This is a genomic window from Sinorhizobium fredii USDA 205 (assembly GCF_001461695.1).
GTDB lineage: Bacteria > Pseudomonadota > Alphaproteobacteria > Rhizobiales > Rhizobiaceae > Sinorhizobium > Sinorhizobium fredii.
Genome location: NZ_AUTC01000164.1, coordinates 1 through 17,848 on the forward strand (window position 1 = coordinate 1; position 17,848 = coordinate 17,848).

The window sequence follows — 17,848 nt, forward strand, 5'->3', positions numbered from 1 at the left end:
CGGGCCGTGCCCATCTTGACGCCGGTCCAGCCGTTCTCGTTGTGCGAGGCGGTCACCATCGCCACTGACGGCACGTCGAGCGCGAACTGCGCGAAATAGGCCATCGGCGACAGCGCCAGGCCGATGTCCCGGACCCGCGCGCCCGCGGCCAACAGTCCACTGACCAAGGCGAGCTTGATGGCTAGCGAATAGGAACGGAAGTCATGTCCGGTGACAATCTCCGGACCGGCACCCGAGCGCCGCATGAAGGTGCCGAGACCCATGCCCAGAGCCTGCACCCCCATGAGGTTCAGTTCCGGTGCCTTCCCACCATCCGGCCGGCCGAACCACCATCGCGCGTCATACTCCCGAAACCCTGTCGGCCTTATCAGCGCGGTCGTTTCAAGGGTAAACCGGTCGGGTCCGGATTCGTGGACCGGCTCATAGGCCGAGCCTGGCTTAAATCGAGCAAAATCCACCTGCACCATCTCGCGCACCGTCGGCTATTGAAACCATTAACAAGAGCGTCGCTGCGGCAGCCATGGCTAACCCAGTGCTCCGACCTCGGCTGGAAACATCCGGCTGGCTTTGTAAGCCACCTCAGTTCTGTTCGTGGCCCCCAGCTTTTTCATGATGTTCCGGACGTGCACCTTCACGGTGCTCTCATGCAGGTTGAGCTCATAGGCAATAATCTTGTTCGCCTTGCCGCGCCTGAGCGCCTGGATGACCTCTTCTTGCCGCTGTGTGAACATCCCCGCGGCTGGCCGTGCCGCTTCCTCGCGAGCGTCTGTCGCGGTGCGTCCGAGGACACTGCTCGCGGGAACGAATATACCCCCTGCCCGTGCCAGGTTGATGGCCTTCACGCAGACATCGAAGGCGGTCGCGGAGGGAATATAGCCCCTAGCTCCGCATTCCAGCGCCTTTAGGATTTGGGCCAGTTCATCTATATCGGACAGGAGGACGACCGGATTCGGGCTAAATTCCCCCACCAGGTGTGCTAAGTCGGCCGCAATGTTAGGATCAGTGACTTTTCGGCCGCCTATGTTCAAGAGGATTGCCGCCACGCGTGGATGCAGATCTTTGGCCTTCCGCCATTCATCCACTGATCCGAAGGCCAAGACATCCAGGCCCACCCCGTGCAGCACAAGGCATTGAGCCAGACATTCCCTATCGAGCGCGCGACTGTCGAGAACGAGCAGGGCCGAGTCCGTCTCCAATTTATCACGCGTTCCTCCAATTTCCTCAGGGACGGAACCGTGCAGGGAGTCAAAGTCGAGCGCGGTATTTGCGTCGGGTCGAGCCACGGAAGGCATAGTACAAAATCCCCGCAAATTTGTTTAAACAAGAGGCAGATGAACAGCGGCTCGCATCACCATCCTTAGGCAATTTTTCGAGATATTCTCATGGTGATAGCAATCTGCCGTAACCTATCAATAAAATACTGGGCCAAATAAACAGCCATTATTTAGTAATAACAGTAACAATCGAAAAATTATATTAGTACTATTCTAGCGCAGGAGAAACCAATTTACACCATATTTGATCTTCAAAAAATACGTTCGTTGGACTTAGACAACAAAACCTTCATTGGACTAGCCAAAACTCGTCTCCCTGTCGGGCGATCACAGCATGCGTGCCCGTGGAAACACGTGAGACGCAAACGTCATTGCCGGGCACCTCTTTTCTCTGCGCTTGCATAATACATCGAGTGGAACTCGACGTAAGATTGCTAAATGGGGCTAATGCGAATTCAGTATCGGTGCTCCCCTTGGGCCTCGGCACGACTCGTGATGGATGGCAGGGCGCTGAGGCGCGTTGAACAGAACGTCCTACGACGTCGCAATAATCTCGTCCTCGGACTGGTCGTGGCTGCCGCATGGTCGCCGAGCTCTCCGCCAGCATAGACCGGACGAGACCGGAACGCCCTGTTCGCCTGTAGACCTCGAGGGGTACGACGGTCGCAACACTGGCTATCAATCGGCCCCAGTGAAAGAACAAAATCGTCACCCTGAAGCCTGAAACCGCTTCGCCCGTCTTGGACCCCGATCGGAGTCGATATATGCCATGAGGTGCAGATACGTCTCGGCGATCGCACGCCACGAGAAGGTCTTTGCCCGCGCTCTGCCTTTATCGATCAAGCGGCGACGTAGCCCGTCATCATTGCAAAGTTCGCGGACAGCGCTGACCCATGATTCAGCATCTTCCGGGTCGGCGTAGAGGACGGCGTCAGCACAAATCTCCGGCAGACAGGGGGCAGTCGAGGCGATAAGGGGACAACCAAACGCGATGGCTTCGATGGCAGGCAGACCAAATCCCTCGATGCGGGAGGGAAAAAGGAAACATAGTGCCTGCGAAAGCGCTTTGGCCAGGTCGTCATCACTGACGCGCCCCAGCAGTCGGAGGTTCGTGGGTCTCTGCGGTGCAAGTTGCTCCAGCAAAGCAGCGTCGACATCTCCGGCCATATAAAGATCGAGCCCCATCAGATCCAATGCTGGAGCAAGTTTCAAAAGAAGTTCTGTATTTTTGTATTTCTGGCGCTGGCCAAGGCAAAAAACGAAAGGCCGCGGCCCCATGTCGATGGAAGATCGAGCCGAATCCCATCGAGCGACATGATCGCTTCCATTGTAGGTGATAGAAATTTTTTCGGAAGGCGCCACGCGAAAGCCGACAATGTGATCGCGCGAGAAGGCCGATACGGTCGTGATCGCCGCCGCTCTGCGGCCCAGGACAGGAAGCGCCAACCTGTGCGTCCAACGAAATAGTCGCCCGTAGCTTTGCGGCATCAAGCGTGTATGTAGGTCGTGAATGCATACGATCTGTCGTCGCAGAGTCACCGGAGCGAGGTTGCAGAAGCTCAGCAATCCGCCTCTCACGTATAATGGCAATTGCGCCTGCACCCAGAGCTGCGGCAGCCTGGGTCGACTGTATTCCCGCACCACCCGCACCGGGATCGAGTTCAAGCGGAAATCTCCAGGCGGTTCGCGGGGTGCGACAATCACAAGTTGGAGTCCTTGCGTCAGCGGATTATGTTCCGTCATCAGCGTGTCGAGCGCCAAGGTCACTTCTCGTGCATAACGGGCAACGCCATTTGGCGACAAACCGAGAAAATCTCCGTTGATGGTCCAGGTTCGATACCCATTCGCGAGAGGAGCCTCGAGAGCTGAGCCTTCCTTGTGGCGTCCCCGCCGCACCTCGTATGATGGTGTAGCCATCGCGGGATTGCTGTGCTGCTCTAGAGGGTCAACGCCACTGAAATCGGCCATACTAACTACTCCACCCGGCGATAACGGCAGTTGGTCCCGCGCGAGAGGAGCCTTCGATGATCAGGCATTAGCTGTCGCCGAATAGGCGTCCATCGCTCGGCCGTTTCGTCGTCACGCAGACGTCTTTCATGTGTCGGTTTTCGTGCAGTGAGAAATTATCTCGACACGTGCGTTCTCGAAACAAAGCCATTCGGCGTAGCGCGGTACGCCCCCCAACGTCGACGAGCAAGAGCCTTAGCCAAACGATGGTGGCGAGGAAAGCCTTTCGACTGAAGCCGCTCGTACCGCCCTGCCGGAAACGAACCAAGCGGGCATTTGCGCCTCACCCAAGGGCTGAGGGCGCACTAGGAGCGGCGGGTGGTGGTTTGCGCTAAGCTTTACCGCCTCTGTGACGTGAGTGATGGCGAACTATGGAACGCTCGTGGACGATTAACGGACGCTTTCTGGCGCAACCAGTCACGGGTGTCCAGCGATACGCTTATGAGATCCTGCATGCCTTGGACGAACTGCTCGTCGAGCAGTCAGCGCTCGCCAGGGGGCTCGGGATCGAGCTGCTTGTGCCCGGCGAAGCGAGAGTCCCTTCCTTGAAAGCGATTTCAACTCGCATCGTCGCGCCAACATACGGTCATCTCTGGGAGCAGACTGCGCTCGCGAGTCACGTTCGAGGCGGGCTTCTCAGCTTCTGCAATACCGGCCCGTTGAATGTTCGCAAGCAAATCCTGTGCATACACGATGTAAACACGCGAACCTGTCCGCAGAGCTATTCGCTCCCGTTCCGGCTGCTCTACGGTTCCCTGATCCCTGTTCTCGGCCGGAGCGTCGCCGTAATCGCTACCGTCTCCGACTACTCTGCCGGCGAACTGGTGCGCTATCGAATATGCAAATCAGCTAAGATCACCGTAATCCCAAATGGGCACGAGCACGCGGCCCGCTGGAGGCCGAGGCATTGCGAGGCGACGCGGGCCGTCGCAGGGCGGGACACTATCGTAGTGATTGGAAGCGCAATTCCTCACAAAAACACCGGTCTGGTCATTGGCATGGCCGAAAGGCTTGCCTCCGTGGGTTTGCGTGTAGCGGTGGTAGGCATGTCCGACGACCGCGTTTTCAAGACCGAAGGTCGGCAGGTTTCGAGCAGCAATGTCACTTGGCTGGGAAGGCTTTCGGACGAGGAACTGGCGGCGCTGCTGCAGGACTGCCTCTGCCTCGCGTTTCCCTCTTTCGTCGAGGGCTTCGGCCTGCCTCCGCTCGAGGCCATGGCGATTGGATGCCCAGTGGTCTCGTCGGACCGCGCCAGCTTGCCGGAAATCTGCGCCAGGGCGGCCCTCTATGCTTCTCCTGAGGACCCCGAAGCTTGGTTCGACCGCTTCATGCAGGTGCGCAACATGCCTGACGTGCGCGAAACGATGATAGGCCTTGGCAGGGCGAGAGCATCTAACTTCCAGTGGAAGACATCGGCTGCCCGATATCTCGAAGCAATGGCCCGCTTGGATGGACTGCCCCTGCCCTCCCGTGAAGCTGTTGCCTTGTCTAACGCCTGAGGTGAAATGTGTGAGCGATCGCAACGGCCTTGAGAATCGCCAAGTCGAAGCGCTCTTCCGAGAACCTCTCTGAATTGGATCGGCACGCCTGCGGTGTGATCGATGACTCGTTCTGCTCGAAGACTTCCACTGCCTCCTTAAGAGACTCCACCGACTGGCTGCCGAAGAGAATACCAGTCGGATCCTCGATCTCGCCGAACGGCCGTACGATATCGCACGCGCCGCCGCGGCCGAAAGCGATCAACGGCGTGCCGCATGCCTGTGCTTCCGCCAGGGCAATCCCGAAATCCTCGCATCCAGCAAATACCATCGCCTTGGCCTTGGCGACGGTCCTCACGAATTCCTGTCTTGGCAGGTAGCCTGTGAAGACGATGTTGGAGCGGGCCATGGAACGGAGACCCTGCGACTGTTGCCCCTCTCCCACCACAACCAGCCGGCGGGAGGGCATGTCGTTGAACGCCTTGATGACGAGGTCCGTGCGCTTGTAGGGCGCGAGGAAGGACGCCGTCACGTAGTAGTCGTCTTTGGCGGCCATAAATTCGAGTTCGTCGATGGCGACCGGCGGATACACGACTTGGGATTCCCGGCCGTATATGCGTTGGATCCGGGACCGTACATAGCTCGAATTCGCCAGCATGAGATCGGGGCCGTGGGCGGTGCGCGTATCCCAGGTCCTCAGGTGATGCAACATATAGCGGTAGAGAAGACCCTTTGGACCGAATCCGAGCCGTCCCTGCTCCAGATAGGAAAACTGCTCGTCCCATGCATAGCGAATGGGGCTGTGCACGTAGCACAAATGTGGCTGATCAGGCCGCGTAATGACTCCGCGCGCGAAAGCTGCAGAGGATGAGATGACAGCATCGTAGCCAGTAACATCGAATTGCTCGATAAGAAAAGGGCAGAGGAAAAAGAGGGAGCGGTAGTAGCTCTGCACCATCGGCAACCGATTTGCTACCGAACAATGAAATGCAACATCCTGAAAATATCGGTCCTTTATGTCCTTCGGCAAGAAGTCGAACAGGGTGAAGACCTCTGCATTCGAGAATATCTTGCATATGCGTGAGAGGACACGCTCACCGCCACGAAAATTTGGGCACCAATCGTGTACGATGGCGATCCTGGCGTTGCGATCGGCCAAAGCGAGCGGCAATTTGCTGCCGACTCGCCTCTGCAGGCCCTTCGGGCGAGCTATCGTTTCCAGTTCTGCCCGGCGCATATGATGCATGTGGGAACCCCGCTCTGCAACCTAGGCTCCAGTATCTCCACGTGAATGCTGTTCTGGAGCAAGCGTCCAACAGCTTGGGTTCGGCGGCTGACCCCGGCAAGCTGACAATGGGGGGTATACTCTTTTGTGCTGCACAGTAGGGATAGTCCAATTGCCTATGTTGGCTACGTCTGACGGGGCAGTTCCCTGCGCCTCTATAGCCTTATTCGCAGGCTGCGTGATCGCCCCCGCCAGCCTAGGATACCTAGTCCGTGGGCCGCGAGAAGGCGCGCGGCTTGTGTCAGGCGTAGGAGAAAGAGCTATCGATGAGACTGGTCGTGATAATTGCGACCCTTGGTCGGAAGGAGCAGCTTGCCCGCCTGTTGGAACATCTCGAACGGCAGGAAAGGCTACCGGACGAGGTTATCGTGTCGGCTCCCGACGAGGAGCACGTAGAGGTTTCTGCGAGCCACAGGTTTCCGATCTCTATGGTCTTCGGAAGGCGTGGACTGTGCGCGCAACGTAACCATGCGCTGAATTGTGCGTTGGAGCGCTTCGATGTGGTCACCTTCTTCGATGACGACTTTATTCCGCAGGACAACTATCTGCAACTACTCGAAGAGGCGTTTCAAGAGCATCAGAATTGGGCGGTGGTGATGGGACACGTCGTCAAAGACGGCGCCCAATCCGCAGGTCTCAGCTGGGCGGAGGCACTTCAGGTCCTGGCGACCGAACGAACCCAGGCCCGCCTCGAACCGAAGGTCGTTGATCATGTCGGCGCCTATGGCTGCAACATGTCGATACGAGCGAGACTCGTCGGCGACCTGCGTTTCGATGAGCGGCTCGCCCTTTACGGTTGGCAGGAAGATATCGATTTTACAAGTCAGTTGAGACGGGTTGGCCGAGTTGTTGGATTGAACACGCTCCGCGGCATCCATCTCGGGCTCAAGATTGGTCGCGTCAGCGGTGAGCGCTTTGGCTACTCCCAGGTCGCCAACCCTATCTATCTGATAAGGAAAGGAACCGTGCCAGCAAGTTTCGCACTGCCGTTGATGGGGCGCAATATCGCCGCCAATCTCGTGCGCAGTATCTGGCCGGAGCCATATGTCGACCGGCGAGGGCGTCTGCGCGGCAATCTTATAGCTCTCGGGCACGTATTGAAGGGCCGCGTCGAGCCCGAATACATTCAGCATATGTCCGTATCGGAGGCCAGATGATGCACAATCTGCCGCGCGCACTCGGCCGACACAAGGAAACGAGAACGACGCAACCCTGGTCTCCCGAAATGCAGTTTCTTGGGATGGCTCGCGTTTCGCTCATCAGGCGCGTTCTTACCTGCCTCAGTCTGTCAGCTGCCCTTTCAGTGCTCGCAATAGGTGCACCTACCGCCGCCACGGCCAACGATGAATATCTCCTCGGGCCGCAGGATAAGATACGCATCAAAATCTATGAATGGCGCGCCTCGCGCGATCAAATTTTCCAATGGACGGGATTGAATGACGAATTCACGATTAGCGCGGGAGGGTCGTTGTCACTTCCCTTTGCCGGTGAAATCCGTGCTGCCGGTCTTACTCCGACCGGTCTCGCAAATACGATCGGCGATGAATTGATGCGCAATATGGGTCTGGGAATGCGCCCCGACGCAGCCGTTGAAGTCGTTCAACATCGACCCTTCTATATCGTCGGGCACGTGATGCAGCCGGGAGAATTTCCTTACAGGCCGGACCTAACAGTTCTCCAGGCGCTCAGCATCGCCGGCGGCCTGCGAATGAGGGAAGAGAGCATTGCCAGATTCGAGCGGGAGGTGATCCAGGGACGAGGAGAAGTCAACCTCCTCGCGCTGGAAAATACCAGTCTGCTGGCACGCAAGGCCCGACTGGAGGCCGAGCTTAAGGATGCAGAAAATATTCAGTTTCCAACCTCTTTGATTTCGCGTCAGCAAGATCGAGCAGTCGCGCTTCTCATGGAACAGGAACGGTCGATATTTCGGGTTCGTCGCGAAGGTCTGCATACGCAGGTTCGGGCCCTTGAAAACCTTCGTGAGTTCTTGGAAAAGGAGCTTACATCGCTGGATGCACAGCTTCTCTTTCACGACCGGCAGATTGGCTCGATTCAGAAAGAGCTAACGGATGTATCGTCGCTGGTATCCAAGGGCCTGGCGGTCGCTCCACGTGAGATGTCGCTTGAACGCGCGCTTACGCAATACCAAAGTGAACGGCTGACAGCTGAAACGAGCCTGCTTCGCGCGCGCCAGGAAATTAGCAGGACGGAGATCGCAATTCTGGAATTGCGAAACCGCTACACGAACGAAGTTACCGTGACATTGCGCCAGACCCAAGCAGAGCTCGATGCGCTTAATCGCAAGGCAGAAACCGCGATCCAACTGCTCCACGAGTCAGAAGTCTCCGCGCCGCGGCTCTTGGCCCTCCGGGCGAAGGCTGCAAAGGCAAAGCCGGTCTATACCATTGTTCGCGTCGCTAATGACCAGAGCGAGGAGCTGCCGGCGACTGAATCGACCACTGTCAAACCAGGTGACACGCTCAAGGTGGAAATCCCGATGCCTGACCTGGAGGATTTCGTGGATATAGGCCCTGGCCCCGTCGTTTCGGGCATCACAACCTCTCAAGCGATCAAGTAACATTTGGAGAGGCGAACGTTCAGTGAGCGCTTCGATCGAAACTGGCGATGCAGGGCGCGGCGAATGTCCACCCGCAAGGCCTCCAAGTGCTACTGCAGGATACTCGCGTCGCGCCACATACCTCCAGACCATATGCCGCCACCATGTGGACGGGCGGCGAAACGACGCCGAAGTCGGGTTCATCATCTCTTATCAGAAGCCACACTACACGACAGTCAGGTTGAGAACGGTTTGAGATGGCATGATGGATGATTCTACCTTTGTGGGATTATCGATGTCAGGACATTCGCAATCGTTCTCGCCGGGAGGCTATCGGAGCAATTTAGCAAGCGCCGTCTGGAGACGCTGGGTTCGTTGATTTCTGGCTGTATCGCCAGCTGCACGGTCAACCTGTCACATATTGCCAGACAGGTGGCCGGCCCGGCGCAGATTGCCTCGCGCAAGCGCCGCCTGCAGCGCTTCTTCCAGTATGCGCGGCTCGGCGATGGTGCCCTGGCGCGCACGATCGTCGCAGCGGGGGCGGGTGCCGCTTCGGTGGAAACCAAAACGCGTGGCCTCAATGTCGAAGACACTCGCTCAGGCAGCCGAACAAGCTCTGCGTGCTCCGCGCCGTCGTCGCGCTCGCCATCACCTGCGCCCAACGCGCCGCTCGCCAAGTGCAAGGCCGCATCGGCATCAACGGTGCCACGCATCGCTATCGGCGAAAATCCACCTTCCGCGTCGGTCTCGACGCGCTGCGGGCCTGGATCCAAGCGCCGTCACACGAACTCAACCACCTCGGCCACATCATCCGAAATGCTCTCAAAAGCAAAAGAACGTGTAGTGTGATCGGACGCGCTAAGGTCGCTGTAGCCCTTTGAATTGCTGCATGTTTTTATCCTTAAATCGGCTGCGATATAAGGAACAGGCCGCAACGGTCGATGCATCCTATGATGCCTGATAGAATCTCATGACTGCTAGAACTGTCCGGACCAAGATGGCAAGATCTGCAAGAATGGACCAGCTCCTTACATACTGCGCGTCGAGGACAACTCGGCCTGCATAATCGACATCATTCCTGCCGCTTATCTGCCAGAGGCCAGTCAGGCCGGGGCGGGTCTTCAAGTATTCTTCCGCAGTGGAACCATACCGCAAAAGCTCGTCGGCAACGATGGGCCGTGGCCCGACACAACTCATCTCGCCTCGCAGGACGTTGAACAGTTGCGGAAGTTCATCGAGGCTAGACTTCCTCAGAATTTGACCCAGAAACGTAACGCGCGGATCGTGTTTAAGTTTCTGAGTCTCCCGCCACTCCTCGGCTGCTTCTGGGTCGCGCGCAAGATACGCCTCGAGGACTTGATCCGCATTCTCCACCATGGTTCGGAATTTGTAGCAATCGAACGACCTGCCATTGAAGCCGATACGCCGATGGACGAACAGGATCGGACGGCCGATGATGACCGCTATGAGGAGCGCCACGACGAGCATCAAAGGCATCGCGAGAACGATAGCGACCGACGCGACTGTGAGATCCAAAGCTCTCTTGCGCCAACTGCCAAGGGGGCTGAGATATGATCCGTGCGCTGACGCGGGTTGTCTTTCAGAATCCGCGTCAGCCTCCCTACTTAGGCCGACCCCGATCCGATAGGACCTCGATTTGGAACTCGACCAGTCCTGGGGGGCCACGCGGGCATATAAGGAATGGCGTACCTCCATCAATGAGGTACTTCCACCTGAGAACCTGGCGATGGTTCGGCGACTGAGCGGGTGAATATCCGGTGTATTGGCTGTCATGATTTTCAGCAATGTCCACGGAATCTTAGCGACTATTTTTCAGCCGCCGCCCCTACGCGGCAAGAACGGCAAAGGGCGTATTGCTTGCTGCAATCGCCGCGGCTGCTTACTCCTAAGTCCCTATCCGCATACGCCTTCGAATGGGGATAGGCGGCCGCTTCACACCAGTCTGTGGTGCCGCGCCGCCCCTGAGTAAGCGCTGTTTGACCCTACCTTCCCGGGTCATCGCCTGATCGTTAAATCCTCCGCCCCAAGAAGGCTCCGACATAGGACTCGGATCAAGCTGTCTTCTGGGATGGCATGGCACGGGCATGTCCCTCCTCGCCAAGCGGCTCGAGGAGGGCGAATTCCGCTGACCACGGTGCAATACTCGGCCCTAATTGAGGGCCTAGACGGGAACATGTAGAGGAACCGGCGCGCATACCGGCGAACCCCGGCTGAGGCCGCGGTTAGTTGAAGCAAAGATGTTCTCTCCCTGGCGGCTACCGTTACAAGCTGGCGGCCACTGGGAGAGATCACACGTCGAGCTTCCATTGCGTTGACGACAGGATGCGCGGCACGGCGCATGATAAGCGCCGTGCCGCGCGCCAGCGACGGCGTTTCGGATCAATGCGCCGATTGGGTGGCGCGCTTGCGATATTGTCGTGTCGACAAACCGCGGACCTTGGTCATGATCACCCCGATCACAGAGGTCTTTGCGACCTGTAGAATTCGCGAGAGCTCGACCACGAGCTCCACGGGAGTCTTTCCCCATTCAGTAACGATGAGCACCCCATCGAGCACGGAAGCAGCTGCCAAGCCGTGTACTCCAGACGTGAACGGCGGAAGGTCGACAATGATGACCTCATAGTTCTCGAGTTCATCAATCAATACTTCCATGTTCCTGGGCGTGATCAGGCGATGTTCGGCGGACGCCTGACTTGGCAACAGATCGAATTGCAGTCCTGGAACGAATCTGATCTGCTCTTTTATGCTGTCTGACTTCTCGTCGGCCAATGCCGGCGCATAGAGAAGGCGTTTGGTCAGCGCAGAGTGAAAGACGTCGGCATCGATGACGAGAGTTCGCACTCCGGAGGAGGCATACAGCGCCGCGAGATTGCTAGCTACGGTGCTCTTTCCGTCACCCGGAGCGACCGACGTGATCCCGATACAACGCAATGGGTGCGCGACATCGGCCAGGCTAATGGCGGCTTTTGTATTTCTGAGACTTCGGCTGAACGGGGATTCTGGACGTCTGAGCACGTCATCCAGCTGACCAAAGCCTCGCAGGAAGCGCGCCGCTGGTAGTTCCCCGACGCAGTCGAGGCCCAACTCATCCCTGATCTGCCGTGGCGTCCGTATCGTCCGGTCCAGCGTGTGGCGCGCAAAAGCAAGCCCAATACCAACCATCAGCCCCGCCAGCACCCCCAAAGCCAGCACCAGCTTATTCCGCGGATGACTTGGAGCGAGTGGTCGCGTAGCCGGCGTGATGACGCGTGCGTCCGCTATCAAAAACGGTTGTTGATTCACGGAATTCGTGAAGCCAGCCAAAAGGCTTTCATACATCTTGCGGTATGTCTCCGCGGTGACCTCAAGTTCCTCGAGAGTCGGGCCACTGGGCGTCACACCCTCCCCTTCTCCAGACGGCACGACCTGTCCATCGACGATCGCGGCCTCAAGTTGACGGCCGACGCGGTAGTCATGCTTAGCGCGAAACTCTTGCGTCATCTGTGTGGCCAGGTTCATTTGGAGACGCACTTCCTCGATGCGCTTCTCAAGCCATGCCACGCCTTCTTGTGCGGCTGCAGCTCGTGTCTCCAGTTGTTCGCGAACGAACGCTCCCGCCGTAGCATTGGCGACCTTTGCCGCTAATTCCGGATCTAAGGAGTTGAAGGTGATGTCGATCGCATAGGAGACCCCAACGCGCTGGACGCCCAAGCCTTGGCTGAAGGTTTCAATCACCCGGCGCCTACGTTGAAATTCTAATGCTTCTGCCGTTGGGTCCGCTGTTTCCGTAACGTCTGCGGCTGTCGAAGGGGGCGGCACTATATGATTTTGCGAACCCTCGTTTTGATCGGGCGGTTTGGGCGCCATTCCGGCAAGCCGCTCAAAGCGTTCCGTTATGCTCAGGGTATTCATGGGCTGGAAATTTGGATCATCGATGAGACCCAGCTCTTCGATCACCATTCCAGCGATCTTCTCGGACCTGAGGACCGCGAGTTGGGTTTCGACCTGGGATGTGTCCAGCGACAGATTTATCTCGCTGGATTGCTTCTGTAGCAAGTGGGGGATTTTGGGCTCGATGAGAATCTGGGTTCGAGCCGTGAATATCGAATCTGTCGTGGCGACGTAAAAGCCGGCACCTAGGACTCCAATGAACGGACACGACATGATTAGGAGAATACGTTGGCGGATAAACGACGTGATATCGGCAAAGCGGATGAATTCGGAATCACGATCCGGTTTATACAACCTATTCTGTTTCGCCGCTGCTGACCACTGACTCTCTAGCATCGCGCCCGCCCACACTTATCCATAAACACAGAACTTTCCTGCGCAAACCGGAGCCATATTCCCGCCATAGGCAGAATACCGCAGTAGACTTCTCGACCAGTCGCGCAGCTCCGATTGCGCTTGGGAGTATCCGTGCATATCGACTTTCCAACCTGCTACTATAAGCGTTGTCCTCCTAATTCAGATTAGCTTCAGGGGGCGGGTCCGAAAACTCCGCCAAATGGCGTAAGCCCATCCGTTGCAGAAACAGCGGCGCGTGTTTCCGGGCCATGGGGAGCTGGCGATGTCCTTGCTCGGCGGCCGCTTGAAGTTGGCCGATCTCGACGAGCGCGTAATCGAACGGTGTCTACCTGCAGTCCAGCCGCCGTTGACGGCGGCCCGCCAAACTGAAGCAGTTCAGCCTGCCGGACAAGGACGGCCGTAGTGGCGATGGCTCTGCTGGCCAAAGTAGAACAAGAGCACAAGTGCTGCATTGATCTCGAGCATTTCTTCCGCAGCCGCCATGATCCTGGAACTGGTGGCCACATCGATAACCTGTGCGAGCCCTATAAATCCTATGTGGATAGAAAGCAGGACCTGATCCGTGAACCAGTGATCCCGACGGAAGCGACGAGTATCAGTCCGACCCAGGCGACGGCCCAGCTTTCGCTGACGCCGCGCAGCACGCGATAGGCCAGGATGAGCAGATCGTGGAACCCATCCGACTCGCCGCCGCCATAGAGACGCGGCGGCTGGAAATCGAAGAGCCTGGCGCCCAAGCTTGTTTCGTCTATCCGCTCGGCAAGCCCCGGCCCTCCGGCAATCAAAAGCGACGCACGCGAGCCCAGCAGAATCGTGCCAGCAACGCTTCGAAGACAGCAGCGCCCAGCAAGGCTACGCTGCCAGTTTCGATGATTCCGTCTTCCCGCAGGAGCACGGGCCGTATATCCGGCAAAAGGACGGCACTTGCGGCCGCAGCGATCGTGCAGGTGGCCGTTACGACCAAAGTATAAACAAGAAAGCGCCCTTGATCGGCGGAGCTCAGAAACCCGCCATCCAGCTCCACAGATCCTCCGGCTGGACTGCTGATATTTGCAGGGCGTCCCTCATCCGCGAATTGAGCCACGACGATCCCCCTGTGACAATTCTGTCACGAGATTGTCACAGGGGGCCGATTTTCGGCGATCTGAGGGCGGCAGCTTTTCGGTCGTGGCGCCGCGGCCAATTGATTCAGCGGAAAAGTCGAGCGCAGACGCCGATAACCGTCGCCGCTCGCCTGCGATGTCACACGTTGAACGCCGCTCCCATCAGCGTCTTGGTGTAAGACTCCCTCGGCGCTTCGAAGATCGCGTCCGTCTCCCCTTCTTCGACGATGCGGCCGTTCTTCATGACGATCACATAGTCCGACATCGCCTTCACGACGGAAAGATCGTGGCTGATGAAGATGTAGGAAAGACCGTGCTTTTCCTGCAGGTCGCGCAGCAGTTCGATCACCTGGCCCTGTACCGAACGGTCGAGAGCCGAGGTGGGTTCGTCGAGGATCACCACCTTCGGCTTCAGGATCACCGCCCGGGCAATGGCGATGCGCTGGCGCTGGCCGCCTGAGAACTCGTGCGGATAGCGGTTGCGCGAAGCCGGATCGAGGCCGACTTCCTTCAGGGCCGCAATGGCGCGGCGGTCGCGTTCTGCGCGGCTGAGCTCCGGTTCATGCACATAGAGGCCCTCGGTAATGATCTCGCCCACCGTCAGGCGTGGCGATAGCGAGCCGTAGGGATCCTGAAAGACGAGTTGCAGTTCGCGGCGCAGCGGCCGCATGGCGCCCCGGTCGAAGCCGGAGATGTCGGTCGTGCCGAAGCGGTAGTAGCCGCTGCTCGGCAATAGTCTCAACAGCGCCCGCCCGAGCGTCGATTTGCCCGAACCGGACTCCCCGACGATGCCGATCGTCTGGCCCTGTCGCAGGCGCAGGTTGACGCCGTCAACTGCCCGGAAGGCGGAGGACGAACCGCCGAACAGACCCTTGCCGATAGCGTACTCGACGGCCACGTCTCGACCCTCGAGAATGATCGGCGCTCCCCGCGCCGGCGGGGCCTTGCGGCCGCTCGGTTCAGCGGCGAGCAGCATCTTCGTGTAATCCGCCTTGGGCCGCTCGAAAATCTCCGTCGTCCTCCCCTCTTCCACCACCTCGCCGCGGCGCATCACGGCCACGCGGTCAGCGAAGTGCTTGACGATGCCGAGATCGTGGGTGATCAACACGATCGCCATGCCGAAGCGCCGCTGCAGCGACTTGAGCAGATCGAGGATTTGCGCCTGAATGGTCACGTCGAGCGCCGTCGTCGGTTCGTCGGCGATCAGGATGTCCGGCTCGTTGGCAAGGGCCATGGCGATCATCACACGCTGACGCTGGCCGCCCGAGAGTTCGTGCGGGTAGCTGTCGATGCGGCGAGCGGGTTCCGGAATGCCGACCAACTCCAGGAGTTCGAGGACGCGCTTCTTCGCCTGCTTGAATGTGCCGCCGCGGTGATGGACGATCGGTTCGGAGATCTGCCGGCCGATCGGGTAGAGCGGATCGAGCGAGGTCATCGGCTCCTGGAAGATCATGGTGATCTTCGAGCCGCGCACGCCGTTCAGCGCCTTCGGCGGGAGGCCGACGAGTTCCTGGCCGCGATAGCGCGCCGAGCCGGTGACCGTGCCGTTTTTGGCGAGCAGGCCCATGATGCCCATCATCGTCTGGCTCTTGCCCGAGCCGGATTCCCCGACGACCGCCAGCGTCTCGCCCGTGCGAACATCGAGTCCGATGCCCTTGACGGCCTCGACCCTGCCGTCCGGCGTCGAAAAATCCACTGTGAGGCCGCGCACGGCAAGAATGGAGTCCTTCATCTCTGTCATGTCAACGGTCCTTCGGGTCGAGCGCATCGCGCAGGCCGTCGCCGACGAAATTCAGCGAGAACAGCGTGACGACGAAGAAGGTGGCCGGGAAGATGAGCAGCCACGGCGCCGACTGGATGTTGTTTGCCCCTTCGGAGATCAGCGCGCCCCAGCTCGTCAGTGGCGCCTGCACGCCGAGGCCGAGGAACGACAGGAAGCTCTCGAGCAGGATCACCTTCGGCACGACGACGGTAACGAAGATGATAACCGGGCCGATGGTGTTCGGAATGATGTGCCGCCGGATGATTTGCCAGTCGGTGAGCCCAAGGGCCTGCGCCGCCCCGACGAATTCGCGCCGTTTTAGAGCCAGCGTCTGGCCCCGCACGATGCGGGCCATGTCCAGCCACTCGACCGCGCCGATCACCAGGAAGATCAGGACGAAGCTGCGGCCGAAGAAGACGACGAGCACCACGACGAGGAAGACGAAGGGCAGCGAATAGAGGATTTCGACGAAGCGCATCATCACGTTGTCGACACGCCCGCCGATATAGCCCGAAGTGGCGCCGTAGACGACGCCAATGCCGAGCGAGACGAGGCTTGCCAGCAGGCCGACGGCGATTGAAATCTGACCGCCGAGCATGACGCGCACGAGCAGGTCGCGCCCGTTGGAATCGGTGCCAAACGGGAAGTATTCGCGGTCGACCTGACCTTCGACCTTCAGCGTCCGGCCGTCGTCTTCGGTCGCCACCACCTTGGTGTTCTCGAATTCGTTGGCCCTGTCGAAGTAGCGCGTGGCACGCGGATCGATCGGCTGCTCAGAGGTGACCGTGGCGGTGAAGGCTTCGCCTTCGACGTTGAATTCCCTGAGCGTCACGCGAGCCCGCGCCGCGACACTTTCCATGACCTCCTGAAGCGTCGAGGTGTCAGGCCGGGGCTCGAGGCTCGGGCCGATCGACACATAGGATGGAAAGACCTGGTCGTAGCTATGCGGCGAGAACAGCGGCCCGACAAAGGAAAAGAGCGCGATCAGCACCAGCATGATGCAGCCGGTCATGGCGGCACGATTGCGGCGGAAGCGCAGCGCCGCGAGCTGGAAGAGGCTGCGCCCCTTGGTTTCCGGCAAGCCCGCCGGTGCCTGGACGATATCAGTCATGGCGAACCCTCGGGTCGAGCAGGCCGTAGAGAATATCGACCAGGAGATTGAAGACGATCACGAAGATGGCAATGAGGACCACCGTACCCATCACCAGGGTGTAGTCACGATTGATCGCGCCAAGAACGAAATAGCGGCCGACGCCAGGAATGGTGAAGATCGTCTCGACCACGGCCGAACCGGTGAGAAGGGCGGCCGCACAGGGCGCCAGGTAGGAAACGACCGGCAGCAGGGCGCCGCGCATCGCGTGCGTCACCACGACCGTGCGCGATGGCAGGCCGTAGGCCTTTGCAGTGCGAATATGGTCTGTGTTGAGCGCCTCGATCATCGAGCCGCGCGTCAACCGGGCAAAGACGGCAAGCTGCGGCAGCGCAAGGGCGATCATTGGCAGGATCAGGAAGCGGAACGAACCGTCTCCCCAGCCGCCGGCGGGAAGCCACGACAGCATGATCGCGAAGATCAGCGTCAGCACGGGGCCCACGACGAAATTCGGAACGGTGACGCCGATCGTCGACACCGACATTATCGCGAAATCGAGGAAGCTGTTTTGCCGAAGTGCGGCGATTGTGCCGGCGATGACGCCGCCGACGACGGCCAGTATCAGCGCATAGAAGCCGAGCTCCATCGAATAGGGCAAGCCTTTGCCGATCAACTGCGCGACATTGTTGTCGTGGTATATGTAGCTCGGACCGAAGTCGCCGGTCACCGCATTGCTGAGATAGATGCCGTATTGGCGCCAGAGCGGCTGATCGAGATGATAGGTCCTCATCAGGTTCTCCATCGTGGAGGGCGGGAGAGGACGCTCGAGGTTGAAGGGGCCGCCGGGGGCAAACCGCATCAAGAAGAAGGATATGGTGACGACGATGAACAGCGTCGGCACCGCACTCGCCAGCCGGCGAAGGACGAAGGAGATCATGGACTTGGCTCCGGAGGCGACGCACGGGGGAGCCCGCGCGTCGCCTC

At 59.0% G+C, this 17,848-nt stretch carries 13 protein-coding genes and 1 pseudogene; 5 read left to right on the forward strand and 9 right to left on the reverse strand.

Annotation, left to right across the window (positions count from 1 at the left end; translation table 11 throughout):
• The 3 genes and pseudogenes from N181_RS32290 to N181_RS23825 all read right to left on the reverse strand — a co-directional run.
• Window positions 1-467 (reverse strand): annotated as a pseudogene (locus tag N181_RS32290) (phosphomannomutase/phosphoglucomutase); the annotation flags it as partial.
• Window positions 468-524: 57 nt separating this feature from the next.
• A complete protein-coding gene (locus N181_RS23820; RefSeq protein WP_037435103.1) occupies window positions 525-1,292 on the reverse strand; it encodes a response regulator transcription factor in 768 nt (255 codons plus the stop codon).
• 690 nt (window positions 1,293-1,982) lie between these two features.
• Window positions 1,983-3,242 (reverse strand): glycosyltransferase family 4 protein, encoded by a 1,260-nt coding sequence (locus tag N181_RS23825; protein WP_037435106.1) that lies wholly within the window; start codon window positions 3,240-3,242, stop codon window positions 1,983-1,985.
• Between the two features lie 410 nt (window positions 3,243-3,652).
• Here N181_RS23825 and N181_RS23830 point away from each other — a divergent pair, with 410 nt between their 5' ends.
• Complete coding sequence (locus N181_RS23830; protein ID WP_037435108.1) at window positions 3,653-4,780, forward strand: glycosyltransferase family 4 protein; 1,128 nt, start codon at window positions 3,653-3,655, stop codon at window positions 4,778-4,780.
• Here N181_RS23830 and N181_RS23835 read toward each other — a convergent pair.
• Complete coding sequence (locus N181_RS23835) at window positions 4,770-6,005, reverse strand: glycosyltransferase family 4 protein (RefSeq protein WP_037435109.1); 1,236 nt, start codon at window positions 6,003-6,005, stop codon at window positions 4,770-4,772. The genes N181_RS23830 and N181_RS23835 overlap by 11 nt on opposite strands.
• A gap of 305 nt (window positions 6,006-6,310) precedes the next feature.
• Here N181_RS23835 and N181_RS23840 point away from each other — a divergent pair, with 305 nt between their 5' ends.
• The 3 genes from N181_RS23840 (at window position 6,311) to N181_RS33410 (ending at window position 9,450) form a co-directional block, all read left to right on the forward strand.
• On the forward strand, window positions 6,311-7,201 hold the full coding sequence (locus tag N181_RS23840; RefSeq protein ID WP_037435110.1) for a glycosyltransferase family 2 protein: 891 nt from the start codon (window positions 6,311-6,313) through the stop codon (window positions 7,199-7,201).
• Window positions 7,198-8,622, forward strand: a complete 1,425-nt coding sequence (locus N181_RS23845) for a polysaccharide biosynthesis/export family protein (protein WP_050994738.1) — start codon at window positions 7,198-7,200, stop codon at window positions 8,620-8,622. The genes N181_RS23840 and N181_RS23845 overlap by 4 nt, the downstream gene beginning before the upstream one ends.
• Window positions 8,623-8,976: 354 nt before the next feature.
• A complete protein-coding gene (locus N181_RS33410) occupies window positions 8,977-9,450 on the forward strand; it encodes a hypothetical protein (RefSeq protein ID WP_141322188.1) in 474 nt (157 codons plus the stop codon).
• A 99-nt stretch (window positions 9,451-9,549) separates the two neighbouring features.
• Here N181_RS33410 and N181_RS23855 read toward each other — a convergent pair whose 3' ends face one another.
• Both N181_RS23855 and N181_RS23860 read right to left on the reverse strand, forming a co-directional pair.
• The gene (locus tag N181_RS23855) at window positions 9,550-10,395 is read right to left on the reverse strand and encodes a sugar transferase (protein WP_037435117.1); all 846 of its coding nucleotides are present in this window, start codon (window positions 10,393-10,395) and stop codon (window positions 9,550-9,552) included.
• Window positions 10,396-11,001: 606 nt separating this feature from the next.
• Complete coding sequence (locus tag N181_RS23860; RefSeq protein WP_037435119.1) at window positions 11,002-12,888, reverse strand: GNVR domain-containing protein; 1,887 nt, start codon at window positions 12,886-12,888, stop codon at window positions 11,002-11,004.
• Between the two features lie 423 nt (window positions 12,889-13,311).
• On the opposite strand from N181_RS23860, the gene N181_RS33415 reads away from it, so the two are divergent.
• Complete coding sequence (locus N181_RS33415) at window positions 13,312-13,560, forward strand: hypothetical protein (protein ID WP_141322192.1); 249 nt, start codon at window positions 13,312-13,314, stop codon at window positions 13,558-13,560.
• 591 nt (window positions 13,561-14,151) lie between these two features.
• On the opposite strand, the gene N181_RS23875 is transcribed toward N181_RS33415, so the two are convergent.
• From N181_RS23875 to oppB, 3 genes are read right to left on the reverse strand one after another with little or no spacing between them, the layout of a single operon-like run.
• Window positions 14,152-15,753 carry an ABC transporter ATP-binding protein gene (locus N181_RS23875; RefSeq protein WP_037435127.1) on the reverse strand — a complete coding sequence of 534 codons (1,602 nt, stop codon included), beginning with the start codon at window positions 15,751-15,753 and terminating at the stop codon, window positions 14,152-14,154.
• Between the two features lies 1 nt (window position 15,754).
• Window positions 15,755-16,885, reverse strand: coding sequence for an ABC transporter permease (locus N181_RS23880; protein ID WP_037435128.1), 1,131 nt, complete (start codon window positions 16,883-16,885; stop codon window positions 15,755-15,757).
• The gene (gene oppB, locus N181_RS23885) at window positions 16,878-17,801 is read right to left on the reverse strand and encodes an oligopeptide ABC transporter permease OppB (RefSeq protein WP_037391734.1); all 924 of its coding nucleotides are present in this window, start codon (window positions 17,799-17,801) and stop codon (window positions 16,878-16,880) included. The genes N181_RS23880 and oppB overlap by 8 nt, the downstream gene beginning before the upstream one ends.
• Window positions 17,802-17,848: the final 47 nt, after the last annotated feature.